Origin of the sequence: Microbacterium proteolyticum, from assembly GCF_014192415.1 — a bacterium.
Classification (GTDB): domain Bacteria; phylum Actinomycetota; class Actinomycetes; order Actinomycetales; family Microbacteriaceae; genus Microbacterium; species Microbacterium proteolyticum.
Genome location: NZ_JACHXY010000003.1, coordinates 502,950 through 526,613, shown reverse-complemented (window position 1 = coordinate 526,613; position 23,664 = coordinate 502,950). Strand labels below are relative to the sequence as shown.

Below are 23,664 nucleotides of genomic sequence, written 5' to 3'. Positions count from 1 at the left end.
GACGTCTGGATGAGTCCCACGACCGGGTGCGGAACGGGTGCGCGACGCCGTTTCATATGCCGTGGTGGCCACTTCCGCGGGCAACCCCGTCCGCTAATTGGCGACGACGCGAAACGACAGCGCTCGGTTGGCCCGGTGTGCGGGGCGCAGGTACGGACCTCCGAGCTGGCCGCGTCGGCGTCAGCGCCATCGTCATCTCGGCAGCGGTGCCTGAAGTGCGCGGTGTACGCCAGGAGCGACGACGACCCATCAGGGCTGCGTCTGCTCCTCCGTGCCCCGTGCCGCAGCATCACGGTCGAGTAGCTGCTTGACTGCCGCAAGTGCCCAAGCGCGGCGGACATCCGATGTGGCTTCCATTTCGGGAAAGTCTTCGACTGCTTGCGCTTCTCGGATCTGTTCGTCCAACCCCTGCGCGACGACACCGAGATCGAAGAGTTCGCGGTAGTGCCCGAAGGAGCTGTCCTTCCAGACGAAGTATGTCTCACCATCGGATGAGGCAGTCGGGACCAGCCACGCCAGCTTGTCCAGTAGGGGCCACGACCCGCTCGCCGCGGAGGCGAGGAACTGGCGCAGTCCATCGGGATCTTGGTGCCGCCAATACCAGACGGTGTCGAAAGCGTATTGGCTCAGGTCAAGCGGGCTGGAGTTTGTGCGAGCGAGCTCACCGTAGCGTTTCGTGTAGCCGGCGTTCAGTATGGGCGCAATCCGTTCGCCGAGGCGATTGCGCTGTTCGATTACCTCCCGGGAACCGTATCCGTCGGAGGAGAGTGAATTCTCCACGGCGGCGACATAGTTCAGTCCGCTGTCGTCGGTGATCAACTCGCGAACGGACTCCTGCATCTGCTCCACGGGCATCTTGGCGGCCACAAGTGCGGCGAGGTTCTCCACCCGTCCGCGCGCGACGTTTCGGTCCGCAACCATCCATAGCATCCGAAGCCAAAAGAACATTTCCTTCGAGGCGGGTTCGATGAGGCCGACGCTGCGGTGGAGCTTCGACAAAGCGAGCTGTGGTTGCTCGTTGAAAACTTGCAGGACACGCAGTACAGCATCTGAGTCCGCGTCCCCGGCGCCGACATCCGCAAGCGCCGTGTCGGTTACGGCGTCGGGGAGGTCGTCGGCGGGTACACCGAAGGCGAAGAATCGGTCGAAGTATTCTGGGTGCCCGATCCTGCCATTAGCCGGAGCCGGGCGGGCGCCTGAACTCTTCTCGGGATCCTGTAGTCGGTAAACGCGATGTATTGAGTCGAATAGGGACCCAAGAAGCCAGAGGATGTCATCCGCGTCGTCTTCGGCGACGTGGCTGCTTCGTAAGGCCTTCAACCAGTCGTCGCGACGTTGCTCGGGGGTGCGTGAAGGTGCATCCATGTCGCGGAGTGTGGCCCCGCCGACGCCGAGCAGTTCCGAACGTCGTTGCTGCAGGAGGAGGTAGACGCCGGGCTCCATCGTGCGCAGCCAGGTGAGCACGAGATAGTCGCCGAAGTCGACCTCGTTGCCGACGGAGCCGAGGAAGGCGTCAACCTGTCCGAAGACTCTTTTTAGGGCTCGGGGTGACTTCAATCGCTTGGAGAGCACGGCGTCGAATCGGTCGATAATTTGCTGCAGCGCTCCTGGAGCGAGGCGCACATCGTACTTTGCTGCCATGTACCGGATAGCGCGGTCTACGGCGCGGTCCACCTCGAACTGGCGAAGCAGAGGCATGTCTATGCGCACCTGGACAATTTTTTCGAGATAGTCGAGCGCGCGTCGACGGTCATCGGTGGCGACCAGGTCGGTGTGGCTGAGCAGGTCGACAAGAGTATGTTCGTCGTACGACAGCAAGTAGTACACGTTGGGTAGCCGGCCAGCCAAGCGCACCAACTTGAATACGAGGAGTAATTCTTCAGCTGTGAGACGGTCCAAATCGTCAAGCACGACGAGTATCGGCTGATTGAGTTTGCTGAGCGCGGCCGAGACCTTATCGCGCGTCTTTACGACGTCATCTGCGATGGAGTCTAGCGCCGCATTCGCCGCACCCTGCCCGTCGATTCCGACGAGGCCGGCCGCCGACGCTAACGGGGAGAGTTTGTAACCGATATCGACGAGCGTTTGTTTGGTATCGTTCCATTGATCGTCTTTGGGGAGAGCATTTCGAATCGCGGTGAAGAACCCGCGGTATAGCGCGGTCGACCCCGCAAACAGCCATGGGTTGAACTCCGCGACTTCCCACCTATGGCCCAGGACACCCGCGGTGGTCGCATCAGGGTCACGAAGCCTGCTTGCCAGTCCATTAAGCACGCTGGATTTGCCCGAGCCCCAGGCGCCGACGAGACCCACGGTTGTGGAGGTGCTCTGCTTGCGCACCCGCGCGAGGATGTCTATAGCGCGGTCGATAAGGTGGGACCGCCCGAACAACTCGTCGTCGAGCTGCTCCAGGGGGTCATCGCTCAGCCAGGAGTCCTCGAGACTTCGCACCATGTCGTCGATCCTCGCACGTCGGGCCTTCCCGCCGGTCTTGTGGGTCAGGCTGGGTCATACCGCACGACGGGTGGGTGAAAGGAACCGCATCAACCACGCCACGCCCGCGCACACGCGCTCGTGACTGACGTCCTCCCCACTCCCAGCGCCCATCGAATGTCAACGCGCCTCACCGCTTGGCCGCTGGACTGCAGGGCGGGGTGTCGGTTGGCAAGGCTCGACTGGACGTCGCGCCGACAAAACGAATGATTTTCGAGAATGCCTTGATACGCGGCAACAGCCTGGCTGCCGGCCCGGAGGCGTCGCGACATTCGGCGGACACGGAGGAGTATCAGGCACTCAGGTCGCGTTGCGTTGTCAATGTGTCGGACAGATCACGCGCCATATCCTCGGGCGTCTGACCGTCTGCAGCTGTGCCGGTAACGGCGACAGCCCAGGCGATGTGCTCGGACGCAGGGGCTAGCCCGATCTGCCGACAGACATGGTCGGCAGCCATAAGGCCGTCCACGATGTCGGGTGATGACAGGTCCGACGTCGTGCCCATGAGAGCCAATACGGCCAGCACGCGCGGCGAGTACTCGTCTGGGGTGGCCTCGGCCGCGCCTGTCATTCCCGCGGCTTGCCACACGCGCGCGAATTGGGGTGCGTGTGTCGCGACGGTGGTCATGACCTTCGACCAAGCGTCCAGGGGTGAGTCGTTGCGCCACCAAGCAGCGCGGCTCACCGCCACGGTGGAGGGCGCCAGTTGGGATGGGTGCGCGGCGATGTCTTGCAGCACATCTTCTACCGTGATGGGCTGGTCCACGACTCGCCTAGCGAGTAGGTCAAGAACGAACCGGTGCTGTTGTTGCTGGAAAGCCAGCGGGTTCGGCTGGCCGGCTCTTTCCCACTCTGCAAAACGCAGCCCCTCCAGCAGATTCACTGTGCCGAACGCCCGTACTCCAACAGCGGCGGCGAGCTTGCGCTGAGCGACGTCGTCTGACCAGAGCGCACTCCCAGTGCGGGCAGCCAATTCGATAGGCGCTGCCCAGGTCCGCATTTTGAAACGGCTGAGGGCTGGCGCCGCCGTGTACTCATTCCCCACGTCCGTTGCGCGACAGCCGCGGGCTGCGCGTTCTATAGCTTCACATCGACGAAGAATCTCGAGTTGCTCACTGGCGTTGCTTTCACTCAGGACGAGGTCTCCGTCGCCATCGACTCCCATTGCGCCCAGCTCGGCCGTTGCGTTGATCGCAGCGGTCACGCTTCTCACGCTGTCAGCCCGCTGAGATGAGGTAATTTCTACCGCACTGAATGAACCGACGCACTCGTTCCATGCATCGAGGTGATGCGCGACTTCGATTGCGGAAAGGTCCACGACCACCCTCTCATTCCTGGCTTCAAGGGCCGTGTCCGTTTCCATGGCATGCGCGTCGGCGTCCGCATGAGAAACCGCTCGTACCGCGTTCGCGCGACGGGCGAGGGTGTGCGCATAGGGGACGTGTCTCGCATCACTCAGCACGCCAAGCGGGGCGTTACCCAGTTCGATTTGACGCACCAGGGTCATCAGCGGGCGAGGGTCGTGCTCTCTGAGAAGATCGAGGAGCGTGGGCAGAAAGTCGTCCGCGTCGGTATCGAGCGAGCGTAACGGGAACGCATCGCCGTGCATGTCGATCAGGACATTGATAGCTGAGAACGCATCTCGGTGCAGGTTGCCGGAGACCGTCGGCCTCAGATCTGTTCCTTCGTCTTTCGCATCGCTGTCGACGCCACGCGTGTTCAGAACAATTGACCCCACCATGGCCGCGGCCAATTCTGCGCTCGTGTCAGGCCGAAGGGCTAGCGCTACCGCCACACTGCCGGTCGCGTCGGTCCAACCTACGTCTGCCATCACATGTGCCCACATACGGATCTCATGTTCCGTTCGCGGTTCTACCTGGTGCGCGTTCAGAAGCCGGTGCGCGGCGGGAACGTCGTCCAGGTTGAGCCGACAGTTGATGAGGTTCCAGAACACCGCACGGTCGACTTCTATGGATGCTTCGACCGCTGCAGTAAAGTGTCCTGCGGCGATCTCCCACTCACCATGAGACCCGTAGTGCTCGCCGAGCCTGACATGAGCGCTCACGAAGGGATCACCGACAAGTGCGTGATTGGCCAGCAATCGTTCTAAAGTCGACGCGGCCTCATCTGCCTGCTCGGTACGGAGCAAGAGCCCGACCTTCCTGATAAGGAAAGAAGGGAGCGAGAAGACCGTGTAGTAGTACTCGCACGCCTCGACTGCGGCGGGGGTGTCACCGTTTCTGAATTGCAGGTCAATGACGACCTCGGCAGCGAGCACGTCTGACGACGCCAACGAGCGTAGAAGCGGCAGTGCCGCGTGCGGATTGTTTATACCGGCGGCGACGGCGCTAACAAGTTGGCGGTGTCGGGGTTCGATAGCGGCTGATATCAACTTGTCGCTTTCGTCAACGCCTTGTAGGGCGAGGAAGACTGCGGCGTCGTAGGCATCAGAGATGAGGTTCCGGCGTATCGCGCGGGTCAATGCCTCTCGATGGTGAGCGATGTGATCGGCCGCGGGTGCATTCTGGTCCAGCCGCAGGCTCGCCGCGAGATAACGCTGATCGTCCTCGGGCTGCACGGCTCGAATGATGGACTCGAACTGGTCCCGGCGATTCATCGCCCGGGCGGCATCTGCCGCAAATTCGGCGACGTGGATGGACTGCACCTCTCGGGATGAGGCGGTGCCCAGTGGCGGGATGGTTGTGGCTTGCAGCACCTCGCTATAGCGTGACTGCATCCCAAGGGCGCGGGCGTAGATGGATAGGGGCTCCGCCGTGTCGGCTGTCCACTTCCGGCGACCTCGTAGAGCGAGCTCCGCCCATCGCAGACCGTCATCGACGTCCGTTGCGCGTGCGTGGGAGGACAGCGCGCGCTTTAAATGTATCCGCGCAAGCAACATGATGATCGCGCTGTCGTCCGGGAAGTCGGAAACAATCTGGGTGTACGTGTCGATGGCGGCGGTGTCGTCGCCTCGCTGAAGTGCGGTATGAGCGCGAAAGCTGTTCGCGTGCACGTCAAGCCGCTGCAGCAGGGTGCGGGCGTGCGTGTCGTTGGCAGAGTCGATGAGGGCGCCCGCGAGCAACACGGCGGAAGCATCAGCGTCGGCGACCTGCGCTTGCTCGAGGAGCTTCTTCGAATGGTGGTCGTCCACGCCCCTCAGTAGGATCGCCGCATCTGCAAGGCTCCCTGCACGTGACGCCGGTCGGATAGTTGCCAGGTGTTCAAGGATGTTGGCGGCGTCGACATGCAGGGAATGCTCTTTAGCGAAGGCCGCCATGGCGTCCCACGCGACTACGCCCACCCCATCGAGCCATGCGAGATGTGTCGAGGAAAGCTCCTTCACGATGGCTGAGGGCGCTTCGCGGCCCGCGGCCATCTCGGCCGCCAAGGTGAAAGCCGCAGCGGGTTGCCCTTCGTAGAGCTTGCGTAGATGTTGAGCTGCAGCGGGTGGAACACCAACCAGGTTCGTGGTGTACGCCGCCTCGACGTCCGCGGCGCGGGCGGCGGCCAACTTCGACCAGTCGAGCGCCGCGGAGCGAACGGTGTTGCGCGCGGGGACGTTCACAGTGAAACTCTTGCCGGTTTTGCGCAGCGTCGACGAGGAGATCACCTGCCAGTAGCACTTCTCACCGTCGACGTCTACCAAGACCAGGACCACGGGCAGCGAGTGATTCAGCCAGTAACTCGCATGCCGAGCCTTCACTCGGAACGTCCATCCGTCAGAAGACGGCTGCGCGAATGCGGATCGGCCACCCTTAATCTGCAGCGCGATCAGATGGCCGGTGGGATCGTCGTCGTGGAGTGTTTCGACATGCGCATCGATGCCATAGTCGCTATTCGTCTGCTCGCGGAAGAGGTAACCCGTCCCGTTGAGAACGGCTTGGCGAACGTGAGAAACCGCGCGTTCGCCGATCTGCCCGGTCTGGCTTCGGCTGGCGGAGGCGGAAGGCATAGCGACATTTCATCACGCTGTTCCGACATTCTCGCCGGACCGGCTCGAGAAGGCGGTCATCAAGGCGGAGGTCGACGCTCAGCGGGTGGCGCGACGGGGCATCGAGCGGCGCGCCCGGCAGGGGAGCTCTGTGGGTGGAAGCCCACGATGACAACAACGCCCGCAGACTACCCGCTGAGCGAGCAGGCGGTGACAGAGGCGGAGCCATGAACCCGCTCGTGGGAATAGCGGTGAGAAAGTGTGGGACACGGCGTGAAGATCGCGCGCGCGATCCCTTGCGCTGAGGGGGAACGAGGAGATCCGGGGATACCCCACCATCAGAAAAGGGCACCCGATTGGGTGCCCTTTCTTATTGGATCGGTGACTGCTCAGTCGCCGGCGAGCAGCGCCTTCGACTTCACCTCGAGGAACGACACCAACGCGGCGAGCACGATGAGCTCGTTGCCGAGGTTGACCAGCTCGACGGTGTCGAGCTCGATGGTGGCGTCGCGCGCCTCCATCGTCGCCTTCCAGGCGCCGTCTCCGCCGGTGATCGGCTGGAGGTAGGTGACGGTCTTCGCGCCGCTGAGGTCGACGACGATCAGACCCGAGTCGGGATCCGTCTCGTCCTCTTGCTCGAGAAGTCGGATTTCGCTGCCGGTCAGGTAGCCGAGATCGCGAAACTTCGTCAACCAGCCCTCGAGAAGGTCCTTATTCAGAAGGCGTCGTACCGGCACGGCTCTCTCCGATCCATGCGCGTGAATATCACGCGCCCCTCACATTATGACGGAGGAGATTGGACCGGGGCCAAAATCGTGCTCACGCGGTGCAGACCGCGCGAGTCATGGTCCCGCTCAGGCGGCGCGAACCGGGCGTCCGGCGGAGCGCGCCGCGTGGGACCGTGCGTGTGCCGCCTCTTCGGCGGTCTCCCACGTGCGCACGTCGATGACGAGACCCGATGCGGCGTTGGCCTGGTCGGCCAGGGCGCGCAGGTAGTCCCCGACGAGCTGCTCCGGCTCGGGGGAGTCGAAGACGAAACGGAGGGGGATCGCCGGCTGGAGCCAGATGGTGGAGCGTCCGGGCTCGCCCGCGGTGCCCGTCCACGTGAAGGTGAACGATTCGCCTCGACGCAGCTTGGTCGACGCGATCACTTTGATGTATCCCATCAGGCGGTCCGGAAGCGAGATGGGCGCTACGTCGGAACCGTAGAACAGAGTGGCCATGGTGATCTCCTTCGGTCGTGAAGTGGGGGTCGGCTGAAAACTAAACTAGCATGTATTTCACAAGCTTAATTATTGTCATGAAATATTCAGTTTCTTCACTATGGTGGGGGTAGTGGTCGGCCGGACCACGTCGAGGAGGTGGATGACGTGTCGAACTCTTCATCGTTGATGACTGCCCTCGACGATTACGTGACCGCCCGCGACGAAGCTGTCGCCAAGGCCCGCCGAGACCTGTCCGTCAGTGAACTCGAGGCGGCGGCGATGTCGCACATCGCCGATGAGCCCGGCATCCGTCCCTCCGATCTGCGGGGACGCCTCGGGGTCACCGCCGCCGGCGTCACGACCCTCGTCGACCGCCTCATCGGTCGCGGGCTCCTGCGCCGCGAACTCGACGCCGACGATCGTCGCGTGAATCACATCCACCTCGAGATCGATCTCGACACGGAGCCGTGGGCCGCGCTTCGCCGCTTCCCGCGCGAGGTGGACTCGGCCGTTCGCGCCGAACCCGCCGAGGTCGCCCGCGCGGCCGCCGAGATCCTGGTGCGCGTCACCGAACGGGTGCGTTCGCGGCTCTGATGTCGTCGAGCGAGGCGTGCGTGGTCTGCACGCGTCCCGCATCGAGCTCCACCACGTGATCGGCGTCGGAGACCAGTCGGTCGTCGTGGCTGACGCATACGACGGTGGCGCCGCGGGCGCGCTCGTGGGCGGCTGCGGCGCGGTTGCGTTCCGCGCTCGCCGCGTCGAGGCCCGTCGTGGGTTCGTCGAGCAGCAGGATGCCGGCCCTTCGGGCGAGTCCCTGCGCGAGCAGCGCTCGTTGACGCTGGCCGCCCGACAGCGAGGCGAAGGGGTGCCGCGCCAGGGGGGCGATGTCGAGTCGCTGCATCGCCGTGTCGATCGCGGCGCGGTCGGATGCGGCGATGCGACGCAGGGCTCCGGTGCGTCCCCACGCGCCCACCGATACGACATCGCGCACGGTCAGCGGCAGATGTTCTGACACGTCGGCGCGCTGAGGGACGAAGGCACGCGAGTGCGCACCGACGTCGACGGAGCCGGCCGACGGCTCGCGCGCACCGGCGAGCACCTCGAGCAGTGTGGACTTACCCGCCCCGTTGGGGCCGACGATGACCGTCAGTGATCCCGCTGGGATGTCGACGTCGACGCCGTCGAGGGCGACGGTGCCGCCGAAGTCGACTGTCAGGGCGCGCGCGACGATGGCGAGGGGAGGCATGGCGTCCACTATACGAGTTTGAGAATCATTCTCATTCTCGCTACGGTCGGGCATCGTGTCCTGGCTCTCCGATCCCTTCTCCTTCGAGTTCGTGCAGCGTGCGCTGCTCGGCGGTGTTCTCGTCGCGATCCTGTGCGCGATCGCCGGCACCTGGGTGATCGTGCGGGGGATGGCGTTCCTCGGCGAGGCGCTCGCGCACGGCATGCTCCCCGGCGTCGCCCTCGCGACCGTGCTGGGACTGCCTGTGCTGCTCGGAGCCGCGGCGAGCGCCGTGGTCATGAGTCTCGGCATCGGGGCGCTCCAACGGCGCGCGAAGCTGTCGTACGACACGAGCATCGGCCTGCTGTTCGTCGGCATGCTCGCGCTCGGCGTCATCGTCATCTCGCACGCTGGGAGCTTCGCGACGGATGCCACGGCCATCCTGTTCGGCGACATCCTCGCCATCGGGGTGGGGGACCTGATCGTCCTCGCTGTCGCCGTGGTCGTCGGCCTCACCGCGGCGGTGGTGGCGCACCGGTCGCTCGTGGCCCTCGCGATCGATGAGCGTGTCGCGCGCGTGCTGGGTCTCCGTCCGCGCGTCGCGCAGACGGTGCTCGTCGGTCTCGTCACCCTCGCCGTCGTCGCCTCGTATCAGGCCGTCGGATCCCTGCTGGTGGTCGGGCTGTTGGTCGCCCCCGCGGTCGCCGCGCGCCAGTGGGCGCACCGCATCCCGACGACCATGGTGCTCGCCGCCGCCATCGGCGCGTCCGCGGTCGCGGCGGGACTCCTCATCTCGTGGCACGCCGCGACCGCTGCCGGCGCCACGATCGCGGCCAGCGCCATCGGCGCAGTGGGCCTCTCGTGGGCCCTCCGCGCCGGTCGTGACGCCGTGCGTCGCCGCGTGGCATCCCCTGCCCTTCTCCCCGCCTGACCAGGAAAGTCCTCATGCCCCATCCCGCCGCCCTTCGGCTCGCCCCTCTGGGGGCGCTGCTGCTCGTCGCTCTCGCCGGTTGCGCTGCTCCCGCGTCTCCCGTCGACGACAGAGCCACCGATCCCGCAGCCGACACCCACGGAGAGATCGCCGGCGCCGCGGAACTCGCCGAACCCGCCGTCGGCCTCACCTCGATCGACGGTGAGGGGCGGGTGTCGCACCTCGATCTGCTCGAGGAGACCACGGCCGATGTCGGCACGGTGCGCGTTCCGCTGTCGGTGCATTCGGACGGGCGGTACCTGTTCGCGGCCGACGAGGCGGGTGTCTCGATCGTCGACAGCGGCGTGTGGACCTGGGATCACGTCGACCATTTCCACTACTACCGCGCCGATTCCCGCATCCTCGGCGACGTCGGGGGAGACGGGGTCGCCGCCGTGGCGACGTCGAACTCGTCGACCACCGGAGGAACGGGGCTCTTCTTCCCGGGGTCGGGGGAGGCTGTGCTCCTGGACACCGAGGCGCTGTCGGCGGGGGAGGTCGTCGAGACGTTCCGGCTGCAGACCGTCCCCGGCGCGGGGCTGGTCGTGCCCGCAGGCTCGTTCGCGGCGGTGGCCGCGGGCGGCGAGGTGACGCTGCACGCGGCCGACGGCTCCCCGGTCGGCGAGGCGACCGCCTGCGCGGACCCCGCCGGCACCATCACCACCCGCGTCGGCGCGGTGATCGGATGCCAGGACGCCGCCCTCCTCATCACCGTCGCCGATGAGCGCCCCGCCGTCGAGCGCATTCCCTATCCCGCGGGCACGACCGCGCCGCGCGCCACCGCCTTCGCGAACCGCGAGGGGCGACCGACGGTCGCAGCGGTCGCCGAGGGCGTCGGAGTGTGGATGCTCGACACGCGAGAGCGGTCGTGGACGCTTCTGCCGACGTCCGAGCCGGTCGTGCAGGTCACGGCGGTCGACGACAAGGACGCGAACCTGCTCGCCCTCACCGCGGACGGTCGGGTGCTGGTGCTCGACGGCGAGACCGGTGCGCTGCGCGTGGCATCCGCTCCGCTCGTGGGCGCGAGCCTGGCCGACGGCCAGCCGGTCAGTCTCATGGCCGACCCGCAGCGCGCCTACCTGAGCGGACCCGTCGAGGGCCGCCTGTGGGAGCTCGACTTCGCCGACGGCGCGCGCATCGCCCGCGAGTTCACGCCGGAGCGCACGCCGCTCTTCGTCGCCGAGACGGGACGCTGACGCATGAAGAAGCTCCTCACCGTCGCTCTCACCGCCGTCGTGCTCGCCCTCACCGGTTGCGCGGGCGGCGCGGCATCCGATCGCCCGCTCGTCGTGGTGACGACGAACATCCTGGGCGATGTCGTGTCGAACCTCGTCGGCGACGACGTCGAGGTGATGACGCTCATGCGCCCCGGTGCCGACCCCCACTCTTTCGAGATCTCCGCCGCCGAGGCCGCTCGCATGCGCTCCGCCGATCTGCTGGTGGCCAATGGGATCGGCCTCGAAGAGGGACTCCAGCAGCACCTCGACGCCGCGGCATCCGAGGGGGTCCGCACCTTCGTCGCGGGGGAGGCCGTCACCGTGCTGCCCTATACGTCGACCGACGCCGGAGGCGCCGCCGATCCGCACTTCTGGACGGATCCCGCGCAGATGATCGCCGTCGTCGACGCCCTCACGCCGGTCCTCGAGAGCGTGGGCGGTGCCGGCGTCGACGACGCCATCGCCGACAACGCCGCCGCGTACCGCGCGAGACTCGCCGATCTGGATGCCGGGATGACCGCCGCCTTCGCCACGATCCCGGCCGAGAGCCGAGCGCTCGTGACCAACCACCACGTCTTCGGCTACCTCGCCGCCCGCTTCGACTTCCGCCTGGTGGGGGCCGTCGTCCCCGGCGGCACGACGCTCGCCGCGCCCAGCACGAGCGACCTCGCCGACCTCGTGTCGGCGATCGACGAGGCCGGTGTGCCGACCATCTTCGCGGAGTCGTCGTCGCCCGACCGCCTCGTGCGAGCACTCGCGGAGGAGGCCGACCGCCAGGTCGCGGTGACCGAACTGTTCACCGAGTCGCTGACCGACGCCGACGGCGGAGCGCCCGATTACCTCACCATGATGCGCGTCAACACCGAGCGCATCCGTTCCGGTCTCGCGCCCTGATCGAGACCCCCGAACCCCGATGCGGTGCGTTCCGTCGTCGCATCAGCCCCGGACCCTCGCACCGCCGCGGGTCCTCACCCAGAAAGAGAAACACATGCGCAGTTCCTTCTTCCGCGCGGATCCCGTCCGCCGCGCCGGCTTCCTCGCCATCGCGGTCGGTGCGACCGTCGGCCTCTCGGCCTGCGCCGGGGGCGCCGGAACCGGCTCGGCCGCGCCCGCCTCGAGCGCTCCTGCCTCCTCGGCGGCCGACGCCGCCACCCGCGTCGCCCTGTCGTACCCCGGCGGGATCGTCGTGCTCGACGGTGAGAGCCTCGAGACCCTCGGAGACTTCTCGTCGGAGGAGTTCACCCGCCTGAACTCCGCCGGCGACGGCCGCCACATCATGGTCACCACGAGCGCGGGCTTCCAGGTCCTGGATGCCGGAACCCCCACCGCCGAGCCTGAGCTCACCGACCTCGTGTTCGCGGCCGCCAAGCCCGGCCACGTCGTCACGCACGGCGGCACGACCGTGCTGTACGCCGACGGCACGAGCGACTCGACGATCTTCGACACCGATGCCCTGCTGGCATCCACCGACGAACTCCCCGCGGTCGAGACCATCCCCGGCGTCGAGGCGCACCACGGAGTGTCGATCGTGCTCGAGGACGGCACCTTCCTCACCACCGTGGGCAACGCGGACGGCCGCAGCGGCGTCGTCGCGAAGGACGCCTCGGGTGCGACCATCGCCGAGAGCAGCGACTGCCCCGGCGTCCACGGCGAGGGCACCGCGAAGGACGAGGTCGTGGTGTTCGGCTGCGAGGACGGCGCGCTCGTCTACGACTCGGGTGCGTTCACCAAGCTCACCGCGCCCGACCAGCCCTACGGCCGCATGGGCAATGCCTACGTCAGCGACGACAGTGCCCTCGTGGTCGGCGACTACAAGGACGACCGGGATGCCGAGGGCTACCTGCTGCAGCGTGTCGCCCTCATCGACACCGCCGCGAAGACCCAGCGCGTGATCGACCTGCCCGAGGGCGTGGAGTACACCTTCCGCGACATCGCCCGCGGCCCCGGCGACCTCGGTTACATCCTCGCCACCGACGGCTCGATCCACGTGCTCGACCCGGCCACCGGCGGGCTCACCGCGTCGTACCCCGTGATCGACGCCTGGGAGGGCCCGACCGAGTGGCAGGACGCCCACCCCGCGATCACGGTGTCGGGTGACATCGCCTACGTCACCGCGCCGGCGGAGAACGCCGTCCACGCGGTCGATCTCACCACCGGGGAGGTCGTGAGGAGCGCGACGCTGGAGAAGACGCCGAACGAGATCGCCCTCACGAAGTAGGACGGTCCCTCACCGGCCGCCGCTCACCGACGGTCTGCGCCGACGGACCTCACCGACCACCCCGGTCGTACGCCACCTGCAGTGCTCTTCGCACCGCGCGTACACCGGGGCGGTCGGCCGTTCCGCGGCGCACCGCCGTGAACACCTCACGGCGCGGTTCGCCCGGCAGGTCGACCAGTCGCACCGGCGGGGTACCGCCGGCGAAGACGAGGTCGGGGATCATCCCGACCGCGTGACCGGATGCCACGAGCCGCACGTGCGCGGTGAGGTCGGCCATCTCGAAACGCACATCGGGTTCGAAGCCCGCGGCCCGGCATTGCTGGGTCGCCCACTGCCGGGCGGCGGTGCCCACGGGCTCCATCACCCACGCGCGCCCGCGGAGGTCGGCGAGGGCCTCGGCGGGATCGCCGTGCGCGACGGCGAGGCGGATGGCATCGCGTCCCAGCAGGCTCCGCTCGATGCCATCGCGGTGCTCGCGCGTGTGACCGGGGTACTGCTCGGCGACGGCGAGGTCGAAGCCGCGCGCAGCGACCTCGAACAGCCCCTCCTCCGGGGCGAGTTCGGCCACCTCGATGCGCAGCTGCGGCTCGCTCTCGGCGAGCGCGTCGAGGGCGCGGGGGAGGAGGCCGTGTGCGGCGGACTGCATCACCGCCACGCGCACCGGCGCGAGCGAGGGGCGGAGGCGTTCGAGCTCGGCGCGCGCCGCCTCGTCGGCGGCGAGCATGCGCGCGGCGTGCGCAGCGAGAGCGGCGCCCTGAGCGGTCAGCCGGAGGCGCCTGCCGTCGGGCTCGAGAAGAGGCACGCCGGCTTCGCGTTCGAGTAGCGAGAGCTGCTGCGAGATGGTCGACGGACTGTACGAGAGAGCGTCGGCGACGGCAGCCAGGGTGCCGCGCATCGACAGTTCGTGCAGCAGGCGGAGGCGGCGGAGGTCGAACATGGCGTCCCTTCGATCCTGTCGAACATAACCCGTTACCAATCATCGCTTTTCCTGACGGGATGCGGGCCGCATGCTGAGGGCATCCGAGGAAGGATCGCCATGTCGCTCACCGACGCATCTCCCGCTTCATCCGGGACCACCCCCGCCGAGTCGGTCTCGCCCGCGGATGCGGTCTCGCCCGCTGACCTGGTCTCGCCCGCTGACCTGGTCTCGCCCGCCGAGCTGGCCGACGAAGCGATCGCCCTCGTGCGCCGCTGGCTCGCCGAGAGCCGCGAGGAGCCGGTCGACGTCTCCGCCCAGCGCCTCGCCGGGGTTCTGCGCGACCCGCACGGCCTCGACTTCACGGTGGGCTTCGTCGACGGCGTCGTGCGCCCCGACGACGTGCGTGTCGCCGCGCGGAACCTGGCCGCCCTGACGCCTCTCATCCCCGGCTTCCTGCCGCTGCACCTGAAGACCGCGATCCGCCTCGGCGCCTTCGCCGCGCCGATCCTCCCGCAGGTCGTCGTACCCGCGGCCCGCGCCGCGCTGCGCTCGATGGTGCGCCACCTCATCGTCGACGCCAGCGACCGCAAGCTCGGAGACGCCATCACCTCGATCCGCGGCCGGGGCGACGGCATCCGTCTCAACGTGAATCTTCTCGGTGAGGCGATCCTCGGCAAGAAGGAGGCCGCGCGCAGGCTCGCCGGAACGCGCAAGCTGCTCGCACGCGATGACGTGGACTACGTCTCGATCAAAGTGTCGTCCACCGTCGCGCCGCACACCCCGTGGGCGTTCGACGCCGCCGTCGCCGACGCTGTCGCGGCCCTGCGCCCGCTCTACCGCGTGGCCAAGGAGACCGGCACCTTCCTCAACCTCGACATGGAGGAATTCAAGGACCTCGACCTCACCCTCGCGGTCTTCGAGACGCTGCTCGGCGAGCCCGAGTTCCACGGCGTCGAGGCCGGCATCGTGCTGCAGGCCTACCTTCCCGACGCCCTCGCCGCGATGGTCCGCCTGCAGGAGTGGACCGCCCGGCGCATGGCGTCCGGGGGTGCGCCCATCAAGGTGCGTGTCGTCAAGGGCGCGAACCTGCCCATGGAACGGGTGGATGCCGACGTGCACGACTGGCCGCTCGCGACCTGGCCGTCGAAGCAGGCGACCGACGCGTCGTACAAGGCGGTGCTCGACTACGCGCTGCGGCCCGAGCACACCGCGCACGTGCGGATCGGCGTGGCCGGCCACAATCTCTTCGACATCGCCCTCGCGTGGTTGCTCGCGGAGCGGCGCGGGGTGACGGCCTCCGGTCCGTCGGGTCAGCCGGGCATCGAGGTCGAGATGCTGCTCGGCATGGCGACCGCGCAGCAGGCCGTCGTGCGCCGGACCGTCGGCGCGATCCTGCTGTACACCCCGGTCGTGCACCCGCAGGAGTTCGACGTCGCGATCGCGTACCTCATCCGCCGCCTCGAAGAGGGCGCGTCGAGCGAGAACTTCATGTCCGCGGTGTTCGACCTCGATACCCACGCGGCGCTGTTCGCCCGCGAGCGCGACCGGTTCCTGGCATCCCTCGCCGACATGCCCGAAGGTGTTCCCGCATCACACCGCGTGCAGGATCGCACGGCCGCAGCGCAGCCCGCTCCGACGCACGGCTTCCGCAACACCCCCGACTCCGACCCGGCGATCGCGGCCAACCGCGACTGGGCGCGCGCGATCGTGGCGCGGATGGAGCGCTCGGAACTCGGTCGGGCGAGCATCGCCGCGCACACCGTGACCGACGAAGGCGCCCTGAACGCGCTGATTCAGGATGCCGCAACGGCGGCCGCAGGCTGGCGCGAGCTGGGCGCGGCGAAGCGTGCCGAGATCCTGCACCGCGCGGGCGACGCGCTCGAGGCCCGGCGAGCCGACCTGCTCGAGGTCATGGGTGCCGAGTGCGGCAAGGTCATCGAGCAGAGCGACCCCGAGGTGTCGGAGGCGATCGACTTCGCCCACTACTACGCCGAGCAGGCCCGCGCGCTCGAGAACGTCGACGGCGCGACGTTCACGCCCGTCGGGGTGACGGTGGTCACGCCCCCCTGGAACTTCCCCGTGGCGATCCCCGCGGGCTCCACTCTCGCCGCGCTCGCCGCCGGTTCCGCCGTGGTCATCAAGCCCGCGGCCCTCGCCGAACGCTCCGGCGCCGTGATGGTCGAGGCGCTGTGGGAGGCGGGCGTCCCCCGCGAGGTGCTCACGCTCGTGCAGGTGTCCGAGGACGACCTCGGCCGTCAGCTGCTCACGCACCCCGCCGTCGAACGGGTCGTGCTGACCGGCGCGTACGAGACGGCCGAGCTGTTCCGCTCCTTCCGCCCCGATCTGCCGCTGCTGGCCGAGACGAGCGGCAAGAACGCCGTGATCGTCACCCCCAGCGCCGACCTCGACCTCGCCGCGAAGGACGTCGCGATGTCGGCCTTCGGCCACGCGGGTCAGAAGTGCTCGGCGGCATCCCTCGTCGTGCTCGTCGGCTCGGTCGCGCGCTCGCGCCGCTTCCGCGACCAGCTCGTCGATGCGGTCACCTCGCTCGAGGTCGGGATGCCGTGGGATGAGGCCTCCCGTGTGGGTCCGCTCATCGAGCCGGCCCGGGGCAAGCTCCTGAAGGCCCTCACGTCTCTCGAGCCCGGCCAGCGCTGGGTCGTCGAGCCTCGGCGCCTCGATGACGACGGGATGCTCTGGCGCCCCGGCATCCGCGAGGGCGTGCAGCCGGGCAGCGAATTCCATCGCACCGAGTACTTCGGTCCGGTGCTCGGCATCATGACCGCCGAGACGCTCGAAGAGGCGATCGACGTCGTCAACGCCATCGAATACGGTCTCACCTCGGGCCTGCACGCGCTCGACGCGGCGGAGATCGACACGTGGCTCGCGCGCATCGAGGCGGGCAACGTCTATGTCAACCGCGGCACGACGGGTGCCATCGTGCAGCGTCAGCCGTTCGGCGGGTGGAAGAAGTCCGCGGTGGGTGCGGGGACCAAGGCCGGCGGCCCGCACTACCTCTTCGGGTTCGGGACGTGGACGGATGCCAAGACCTCGGCACCGCGGACCACGGACGCGCTCACCGCACCGGCGCTGGCGGCCGTGCCCGCGAAGGATCGCGAGTGGGTGGCATCCGCCCTCTCCAGCGATGCCCTCGCGTGGGCCTCGGAGTTCTCGCTCGCCCGTGACGTGACCGGGCTGGAGCCGGAGCAGAACGTGCTGCGCTACGCCGCCGTGCCCGTGACCGTGCGCCTCGAGGACGCGTCGGAGGCGGCGCTGGTGCGGGTGGTCGCGGCGGGTGTGAGGGCGGGGTCGTCGGTGACGGTCAGCGTCGCTCGCGAACTGACGCCCGCTGTGCGCGCGTGGCTCGAGGGCGTCGGCGTGCGTGCCGCCGTCGAGGACGGTGCCGAGTGGGGTCGCCGCGCAGTACGCCTCGCCCGCACGGGCGGACGCGTCCGGTTGCTCGGTGGCTCCCCGGCCGCGGTGGCCGAGGCCACCGGAGGCTCGCCCTCGCTCGCCGTCTACGCCGGCGGGGTCACGCGTGCCGGTCGCGTCGAGGTACTGCCGTTCGTGCGGGAGCAGGCCGTGTCGATCACGGCGCACCGCTTCGGCACCCCGCGTCGCTACGAGGTTCCCCCGCTCGTCGCGCGGTGACCTCCATGGCGGGCGGGGCCGTTCCTTCGGGGCGGCCCCGCCCGATCTCGTTGCCGGGCCGCGGTGGTCAGGCCGTTCCCGACGCGGCGACACGCTGTGCAGCTCGCCGCACCGAATCCGGCACGTGAGTACTCGGGTCGGTCTGCGGTGAGGTCACCGGAGCGTCCGCCACGACGCGCAGCGGCAGCATGCCCGCCCACACGGCGCGGTCTTCGCCGTCGTCGTCGACCTCGACGAGGGACCCCGCGTTGTCCTTGACGCTCGCTTCGGCCAGCGACAGGCGCAGGACCATGGTCGCCGCGATCTCGCGGGCGGTCATCGGGCGCACATCTCGGCTCCGTCCGGGCATGAGGTGCTCCGACAGTGCGAGCAGCGCAGCCTCCTTCTGCTCCGGAGGCACGACGGAGGCGACCCCGTGGACGACGGCGCACCGGTACCGCATCGAGCTGTCGAAGAGCGACCGGGCGTACTTCAGGCCCAGGAGGTGCGTCACCGTCAGGCAGACCGGGGCGCCCGCGGCGATGCGGCGGAAGAAGTCGCTGCCGGTCGATCCGTGGAGGAGAACGTCGTCGCCGTCGCGCCCGATGCCGACCGGCAGGGCCACGGGACGGTCGTCGCGGATGATGGCGAGCGTTCCCGAGAGCGCGCCGTCGATCACGTCGTACAGCGCGGCACGATCCGTGACCTGGTGGTGTGCGCCGCGGCGGACGCGGGTGAGAGCGGTGAGCGGCAGGTCCTTCGGAGGGAGGTCGCTGTGCGACGGGCCGGTGGGCGGCAGTTCGGTGTACGACGAGTCGGTGACAGGCGGGTCAGTGCGGGGGCGCTCGGTGTGCGACGGGCGGGCGGGAGTGGGTTCTGCGCGGGGCTGATCGGTCATGATCCGATTGCACCCGTTGCGCTGGACCATCGCGTAGTCCACTTCTCGCGCACTGCTGTGGACCAGTGGCAGACTTCGTGCGTGATCTCCCTCGGCATCCTGGACCGAAGTTCGACCGTGCCGCTGCACGAGCAACTCGCACACGGACTGCGTGCGGCGATACTCGCGGGACGAGTGGGCGGGGGAGAAGCGGTGCCGTCGACCCGCGCGCTCGCCGCCGACCTCGGAGTCGCACGCGGCACCGTCGTCGCCGCGTACGAGATCCTCGCGGGCGAGGGTTATCTGCTGTCCCGACCGGGAGGTGCGACCGTCGTCGCCGAGGTCGTGGCTCGTTCACCGTCACCGCGGGTGCCGGTCGACACCGGCGCTGCGGAGGAGCCGCCGCTGGTGGACCTGCGTCCGGGGAGGCCCGGCACGACGGGCCTCGCCGATGCGGCGTGGCGCTCGGCGTGGCGTCGCGCGGCGGCGGCCGATCCGGATGCCGACGTCTCCGACACTGCGGGTGCGCAGGGTTTGCGGACGGAGATCGCCCGGTACCTTGGTCGAGCGCGGGGGCTCGATGTGTCGGCATCCGAGGTCATCGTCACCGCCGGGACCAGCGACGCCATGCTCCTGGCGCTGCTCTCCCTCTCGCCGCGCGGCGATCGGACGAGGTTGCGGGTCGGCATCGAGAATCCGGGGTATCCACGGGTCCGTCGGATCCTCCGTCGGCTCGGGGTCGAGGCCGTCCCTGTTCCCGTGCGTCTCGGCGCGGGCCTCGACCTCGATGCGGTCGAGCGTCAGCGCGATCTCGATGCGTTCATCGTCACTCCCCACCATCACTACCCTCTCGGAAGTCGATTGGATGCCGAGGCGCGTGCGCGTCTGCTCGCCTGGGCCGACCGCGAGGATGTCGTCGTCATCGAGGACGACTACGACAGCGAGTTCCCCCACGGCCGGGCGCCCCTTCCCCCGCTGCACATGATCGATCCCGCGCGGGTCGTCTTGATCGGCAGTCTGTCGAAGACCCTCACGCCGGCACTGCGTCTCGGGTGGGTCGTCGCGACCGGCGAGGTGGGTGAGCGGATGCGCGCGGCGCGCGGCGACCTCGATCTGCCGGTCTCGCTCGTGCAGCAGCATGCGCTCGCGATGTATCTCGCCGAGGGTTCGCTCGCACGGCACACGGCGCGGCGGCGGCGCGAGTATCGCCACCGTCGCCGGCTTCTGCTCGAGGCCTTCTCGGGTGCATCCGGCATCGAACTGGCGGCCACGGACCGCGGCCTGCACGCGGTGGCCTTGCTCCCCGGGAGGGGCGAGGATGCCGAGCGCGCCGTCGTCGCGGACCTCGCTGAGCGCGGCATCCGTGTGGCGCCGCTGGCCTCTTACGTCGTCGAGGGCGGGGCGACGTCGCTGCCGGCGGGCATCGTTTTCGGATACGCCGAGCCAGCGACCGTCGTGCTCGTGGAGGCGATCGATGCGATGCTCGCTGTTCTCCGAGCGCACGCCGTTGCGGGTGGTCCTGCGGGGCTGACATCGGATGGGAATCGGGCGTAGCGCGCACGGCGCCCACGGATGCCGAGGCGGCGAGAGTCGCCTTCGGAGGGAGGCGTCGCTGAGGGGACCCGATCGGACGGTGGCGTCGCTGAGGGGACCCGATCGGACGGTGGCGTCGTCAAGGAGACCCGATCAGACGGGTGTCGTCGCCAGGCAGACCCGATCAGAAGGGTGGAGCCGCCGGTGGATTCGCTCTTCGCGTCGCGTCGTCGTCATCCGGCAGGAACAACACGCGCGGTGGGGGAGTCTCAACCACGCGCTGCCCAAGCGGACTCTCGAAGCGGAGAGTGCCATCGGAGTCCTGTGAGACCGTCCACGCCGTTTCGGTCTTCAGCGTGTGATGTCGCGTGCACAGATGAGCGAGGTTGCGCAGGGTGGTCGCCCCTCCGTGCTGCGCCTCGTGGTTGTGGTCGATCTGGCATCGCGTCAGGGGTGCACGGCATCCGGGCGCACGGCAGTGCTGGTCGCGCGCGGCGAGATGCCGTCGCTGAGCGGCGGTCGGGCTGTAGCGGTCGACCTCGAGCACAGTGCCGATGATGGGGTCGCACATCACGCGGTCCCATCCGGGTGCACTCGCGGCCAGCAGTCGCGCCCACTGCGGGTCGATGGGGCTGCGCCCCGCAACGGCCGCGCCGACGTCGGTCTGACCGAGCAGGGTGAGGACCGGAACAGTGATCTGCACCTGCGCGCGGATCGCGCCCAGGCCTCCGGGGCACGTGGCGTCGGTCGTCGGATCGATGGTGGGCGCGGCGGTGAGCAGGAGATCAGCGCAGATGTCGGCGCCGATTTGGCCAAGAGTGCGCTCGTCGTGGAACGGGACCGACTCGGCGGGGCCCGGCGTGCGCGCTGAGTCGGCGACACCCGCGCCCGACAAGGCGGCCGTCGCCGTATCCGCTGCCACCTCGCCCTCTCCAGCGCGTGATCCTGCACCGTGCGGCGACGCGGGTGCGGGTGCGGGTGCGGGTGCCGGTGTCGATGTCGATGCTGACGCCGGGTCGCCAGCCGCGGATCGAATCGCCGCCGCCTGCCGCCTCAGTCGGTCGCGGATGCCGTAGGCGACCGTGGCGGGCAGGATCAGGCTCAGTTCCGCCATCCCGTCGGCCAGGTCGCGAACGCTGACCCCCGCGTTTCGGCGGCGCGGGCGTGCCGCGCGGTCATGCCCACCGGTTGCACGCTCTCGGCCAGCTCTCGGGCGAACGCTCGCACCCTGCCCGGCGAATCTCTCTCGGCGCGCGTGAGAACGACCTGCTCCCATCCGCGTCGTGTGTCGTCGTCGTCGATGACGATGCCCGTGTCGAGGATGGCTTGGACGTGGCGCATGCCGATGCGCCCGGACTCGAGGGCGTCGACCGTCGCGGTGAACTTCTCGGCGAGTGTGTGGGCGTCACCGAGTTCTTTCTGCACAGTGAGGTCGTGCGTCCGCGTCGCCGCACCGATCTCGAGGGCGACGGATCGCACGGGAAGCTCCCGCTCGCGGGAAGCGCGCGAGGGGGAGCGCGCGACCTGCTCGAGTGCGATCTCCATCACGGCGGCGCGCCTTCGGACCAGGTCGGACTGTACGCGGGCCAGCTCGAGCGTGCCCGTACGAATGAGCCCGACGAGATCGCGCAGGCGTTCGGCCTCGTCGCCGCGACGGTCTTCGGCGAGGGGTGGGCGGGAATCAGACATGACCCCAGTTTAGAAACTATGTTCGATTAACTGGTCGAACTTCACCCCTGGCCCGAGGATTTCACCCGCCCCCGGTTACACGGTGGCATCTCCGCCGCGCCCATCGTCACCCGCGTGCTCACGCCGCCCGCGAGCCCGCCCTACCGCTCCAGCATCTCCAGCGCCGCCATCGCCGCGTTCTGCCCCCCGATACCGCTGACCGCCCCGCCCCGCTGCGCGCTCGACCCGCACAGCAGCACGCGCGAGTGCGGTGTCGCCACGCCCCACCGCTCCGCAGGGGAGTGCGCCGGCGAAGACAGCCACGGCCACGACAGTGCCCCGTGGAAGATGTCGCCGCCGACCATGTTCAGGGACTTCTCCAGGTCGGTCGTCGTGCGGGCCTCGATGCACAGCCGCCCGTCGGGCGCACGCAGGATGCAGTCGCGCAGCGGCTCGGCGAGCACCGTGTCCAGCGACGCCTGCGCCGCAGCCAGCAGTCGTGCCCCGGCGGCGACGGGGTCGGTGTCGTCGATGAGGCGATGCGGCACCTGCAGCCCGAACATCGTCAGCGTCTGCGCACCCGATGCCCGCAGATCCTCGCCGAGGATCGACGGGTCGGTCAGTGAGTGGCAGTAGATCTCCACGGGGAGCGGCTCGGGGAGGACTCCCGCGGATGCCGCAACGTGCGCGGCATCCAACTGGGTCATCGTCTCGTTGACGTGGAAGGTGCCCGAGAAGGCGGCCTCGGGGGTGACGGAGGTGTCGCGCAGCCTGGGCAGCCGCGACAGCAGCATGTTGACCTTGACCTGCGCGCCCTCGGGCTCCGGGGCGCCCGTGGTCGCGGAACCGCCGGCAGCGAGCAACCGGTCGAGCACCGAGCGCCCGACGCCGCTGAGCACGAGTGCGCCGTGGAACACCTCCGATCGATCGGTCATGGTGTGCACGTCGCCGTCGGGCGAGATCGAGATGACCTCGACGCCCGTCACGATCTGCGCGCCGGCTTCGCGCGCGGCGCGTTCGAGTTCGGCCGTGACGGCGCCCATGCCGCCGACGGGGACGTCCCAATGCCCCGTCTCGCCGCCGATGACGTGGTACAGGAAGCATCGGTTCTGTGCGAGCGAGGGGTCGTCCGATGACGCGAACGTGCCGATCAGGCCGTCGGTCAGTGCGATGCCGCGCACGAGGTCGCTGTCGAGCGACGCGCGCAGCAGGTCGCCGAGTGGACGCTCGGTCAGCGACGAGAACAGTGCGTCGTCGCCGATCTTCTCGCGCACCTCGTCGGCGGTCGGCAGCGGCTCGGTCATCGTCGGGAACACCGCGCGGCCGAGGGGTGCCAGGCGCTCCCCGAACGCGGCGTACCGATCGGCCTCGCCGGTGTCTCCCAGGGTGCGGGCGAACGACGCGGCCGTGGCCTCGGCATCCTCGGTGTCGATGAGGATGCCGCGCGACGGATCGACCGGATCGGGTGTGTAGGAGGAGTACCGGCGTCGCCGCAGCTCGATGCGCAGGCCCAGGTCGTCGATGATCTTCTGCGGCAGCAGGCTGACGAGGTAGGAGTATCGCGACAGCCGCGCGTCGACCCCGCGCCACGGGCGCTCCGACACGGCGGCGCCGCCCACGGCATCCGTTCGCTCGATCACCACCACACGGCGCCCGGCTCGGGCGAGGTAGGCCGCGGCGACGAGGGCGTTGTGCCCTCCTCCCACGATGACGACGTCGTACCGGCGAGTATCCGAGGCGGTCATGTCATCCACGGTATCCACCGACGCGAATTCGGC

17 protein-coding genes are annotated in these 23,664 nt (G+C 68.8%); 7 read left to right on the top strand and 10 right to left on the bottom strand.

Annotated features, from left to right (window positions below; all coding sequences use genetic code 11):
• Positions 1–249: 249 nt before the first annotated feature.
• The 4 genes from FHS07_RS14575 to FHS07_RS14560 all read right to left on the bottom strand — a co-directional run bounded on the left by FHS07_RS14575 (position 250) and on the right by FHS07_RS14560 (position 7,647).
• Positions 250–2,454 (bottom strand): KAP family P-loop NTPase fold protein, encoded by a 2,205-nt coding sequence (locus FHS07_RS14575; protein ID WP_183420611.1) that lies wholly within the window; start codon positions 2,452–2,454, stop codon positions 250–252.
• 331 nt (positions 2,455–2,785) lie between these two features.
• Positions 2,786–6,445, bottom strand: a complete 3,660-nt coding sequence (locus FHS07_RS14570) for a DUF4365 domain-containing protein (protein WP_183420610.1) — start codon at positions 6,443–6,445, stop codon at positions 2,786–2,788.
• Between the two features lie 368 nt (positions 6,446–6,813).
• Positions 6,814–7,161, bottom strand: a complete 348-nt coding sequence (locus FHS07_RS14565; protein ID WP_183420609.1) for a hypothetical protein — start codon at positions 7,159–7,161, stop codon at positions 6,814–6,816.
• 117 nt (positions 7,162–7,278) lie between these two features.
• Positions 7,279–7,647 (bottom strand): DUF7882 family protein, encoded by a 369-nt coding sequence (locus tag FHS07_RS14560; protein WP_183420608.1) that lies wholly within the window; start codon positions 7,645–7,647, stop codon positions 7,279–7,281.
• A 147-nt stretch (positions 7,648–7,794) separates the two neighbouring features.
• Here FHS07_RS14560 and FHS07_RS14555 point away from each other — a divergent pair, with 147 nt between their 5' ends.
• Positions 7,795–8,223, top strand: coding sequence for a MarR family transcriptional regulator (locus FHS07_RS14555; protein ID WP_183420607.1), 429 nt, complete (start codon positions 7,795–7,797; stop codon positions 8,221–8,223).
• Here FHS07_RS14555 and aztA read toward each other — a convergent pair.
• Positions 8,195–8,875, bottom strand: coding sequence for a zinc ABC transporter ATP-binding protein AztA (gene aztA, locus FHS07_RS14550; protein WP_183420606.1), 681 nt, complete (start codon positions 8,873–8,875; stop codon positions 8,195–8,197). The genes FHS07_RS14555 and aztA overlap by 29 nt on opposite strands.
• Positions 8,876–8,930: 55 nt before the next feature.
• Between aztA and aztB the strand changes: the two genes are divergently transcribed.
• The 4 genes from aztB to aztD all read left to right on the top strand — a co-directional run bounded on the left by aztB (position 8,931) and on the right by aztD (position 13,259).
• Positions 8,931–9,785 carry a zinc ABC transporter permease AztB gene (aztB, locus tag FHS07_RS14545; RefSeq protein ID WP_183420605.1) on the top strand — a complete coding sequence of 285 codons (855 nt, stop codon included), beginning with the start codon at positions 8,931–8,933 and terminating at the stop codon, positions 9,783–9,785.
• Positions 9,786–9,799: 14 nt separating this feature from the next.
• Positions 9,800–11,020, top strand: a complete 1,221-nt coding sequence (locus FHS07_RS14540) for an ABC transporter (RefSeq protein WP_183420604.1) — start codon at positions 9,800–9,802, stop codon at positions 11,018–11,020.
• Positions 11,021–11,023: 3 nt separating this feature from the next.
• Complete coding sequence (gene aztC, locus FHS07_RS14535; protein WP_183420603.1) at positions 11,024–11,935, top strand: zinc ABC transporter substrate-binding protein AztC; 912 nt, start codon at positions 11,024–11,026, stop codon at positions 11,933–11,935.
• 94 nt (positions 11,936–12,029) lie between these two features.
• On the top strand, positions 12,030–13,259 hold the full coding sequence (gene aztD / locus FHS07_RS14530) for a zinc metallochaperone AztD (RefSeq protein WP_183420602.1): 1,230 nt from the start codon (positions 12,030–12,032) through the stop codon (positions 13,257–13,259).
• Between the two features lie 49 nt (positions 13,260–13,308).
• On the opposite strand, the gene FHS07_RS14525 is transcribed toward aztD, so the two are convergent.
• Positions 13,309–14,196 carry a LysR family transcriptional regulator gene (locus tag FHS07_RS14525; RefSeq protein ID WP_183420601.1) on the bottom strand — a complete coding sequence of 296 codons (888 nt, stop codon included), beginning with the start codon at positions 14,194–14,196 and terminating at the stop codon, positions 13,309–13,311.
• Positions 14,197–14,295: 99 nt separating this feature from the next.
• Between FHS07_RS14525 and FHS07_RS14520 the strand changes: the two genes are divergently transcribed.
• The gene (locus FHS07_RS14520) at positions 14,296–17,829 is read left to right on the top strand and encodes a bifunctional proline dehydrogenase/L-glutamate gamma-semialdehyde dehydrogenase (RefSeq protein ID WP_246383603.1); all 3,534 of its coding nucleotides are present in this window, start codon (positions 14,296–14,298) and stop codon (positions 17,827–17,829) included.
• Positions 17,830–17,896: 67 nt separating this feature from the next.
• On the opposite strand, the gene FHS07_RS14515 is transcribed toward FHS07_RS14520, so the two are convergent.
• Positions 17,897–18,706, bottom strand: a complete 810-nt coding sequence (locus FHS07_RS14515) for a pyridoxamine 5'-phosphate oxidase family protein (RefSeq protein ID WP_183420600.1) — start codon at positions 18,704–18,706, stop codon at positions 17,897–17,899.
• Between the two features lie 81 nt (positions 18,707–18,787).
• On the opposite strand from FHS07_RS14515, the gene pdxR reads away from it, so the two are divergent.
• Positions 18,788–20,239: a MocR-like pyridoxine biosynthesis transcription factor PdxR gene (gene pdxR, locus FHS07_RS14510; RefSeq protein ID WP_183420599.1), complete on the top strand. Its 1,452-nt coding sequence runs from the start codon at positions 18,788–18,790 to the stop codon at positions 20,237–20,239.
• A gap of 163 nt (positions 20,240–20,402) precedes the next feature.
• Here pdxR and FHS07_RS14505 read toward each other — a convergent pair whose 3' ends face one another.
• From FHS07_RS14505 to FHS07_RS14495, 3 genes are all read right to left on the bottom strand, one after another.
• Positions 20,403–21,140 (bottom strand): HNH endonuclease, encoded by a 738-nt coding sequence (locus FHS07_RS14505; RefSeq protein WP_183420598.1) that lies wholly within the window; start codon positions 21,138–21,140, stop codon positions 20,403–20,405.
• 179 nt (positions 21,141–21,319) lie between these two features.
• Positions 21,320–21,907, bottom strand: a complete 588-nt coding sequence (locus FHS07_RS14500; protein ID WP_183420597.1) for a DUF222 domain-containing protein — start codon at positions 21,905–21,907, stop codon at positions 21,320–21,322.
• A gap of 140 nt (positions 21,908–22,047) precedes the next feature.
• The gene (locus FHS07_RS14495) at positions 22,048–23,631 is read right to left on the bottom strand and encodes a phytoene desaturase family protein (RefSeq protein ID WP_183420596.1); all 1,584 of its coding nucleotides are present in this window, start codon (positions 23,629–23,631) and stop codon (positions 22,048–22,050) included.
• Positions 23,632–23,664: the final 33 nt, after the last annotated feature.

Excerpts from the sequence above, each read along its gene's own strand:
- FHS07_RS14575 (WP_183420611.1), bottom strand. The coding sequence starts at position 2,454 with ATGGTGCGAAGTCTCGAGGACTCCTGGCTGAGCGATGACCCCCTGGAG.
- FHS07_RS14570 (WP_183420610.1), bottom strand. The coding sequence starts at position 6,445 with ATGCCTTCCGCCTCCGCCAGCCGAAGCCAGACCGGGCAGATCGGCGAA.
- FHS07_RS14560 (WP_183420608.1), bottom strand. The coding sequence starts at position 7,647 with ATGGCCACTCTGTTCTACGGTTCCGACGTAGCGCCCATCTCGCTTCCG.
- aztA (WP_183420606.1), bottom strand. The coding sequence starts at position 8,875 with ATGCCTCCCCTCGCCATCGTCGCGCGCGCCCTGACAGTCGACTTCGGC.
- FHS07_RS14540 (WP_183420604.1), top strand. The coding sequence starts at position 9,800 with ATGCCCCATCCCGCCGCCCTTCGGCTCGCCCCTCTGGGGGCGCTGCTG.
- aztC (WP_183420603.1), top strand. The coding sequence starts at position 11,024 with ATGAAGAAGCTCCTCACCGTCGCTCTCACCGCCGTCGTGCTCGCCCTC.
- aztD (WP_183420602.1), top strand. The coding sequence starts at position 12,030 with ATGCGCAGTTCCTTCTTCCGCGCGGATCCCGTCCGCCGCGCCGGCTTC.
- FHS07_RS14525 (WP_183420601.1), bottom strand. The coding sequence starts at position 14,196 with ATGTTCGACCTCCGCCGCCTCCGCCTGCTGCACGAACTGTCGATGCGC.
- FHS07_RS14520 (WP_246383603.1), top strand. The coding sequence starts at position 14,296 with ATGTCGCTCACCGACGCATCTCCCGCTTCATCCGGGACCACCCCCGCC.
- FHS07_RS14515 (WP_183420600.1), bottom strand. The coding sequence starts at position 18,706 with ATGACCGATCAGCCCCGCGCAGAACCCACTCCCGCCCGCCCGTCGCAC.
- FHS07_RS14500 (WP_183420597.1), bottom strand. The coding sequence starts at position 21,907 with ATGTCTGATTCCCGCCCACCCCTCGCCGAAGACCGTCGCGGCGACGAG.
- FHS07_RS14495 (WP_183420596.1), bottom strand. The coding sequence starts at position 23,631 with ATGACCGCCTCGGATACTCGCCGGTACGACGTCGTCATCGTGGGAGGA.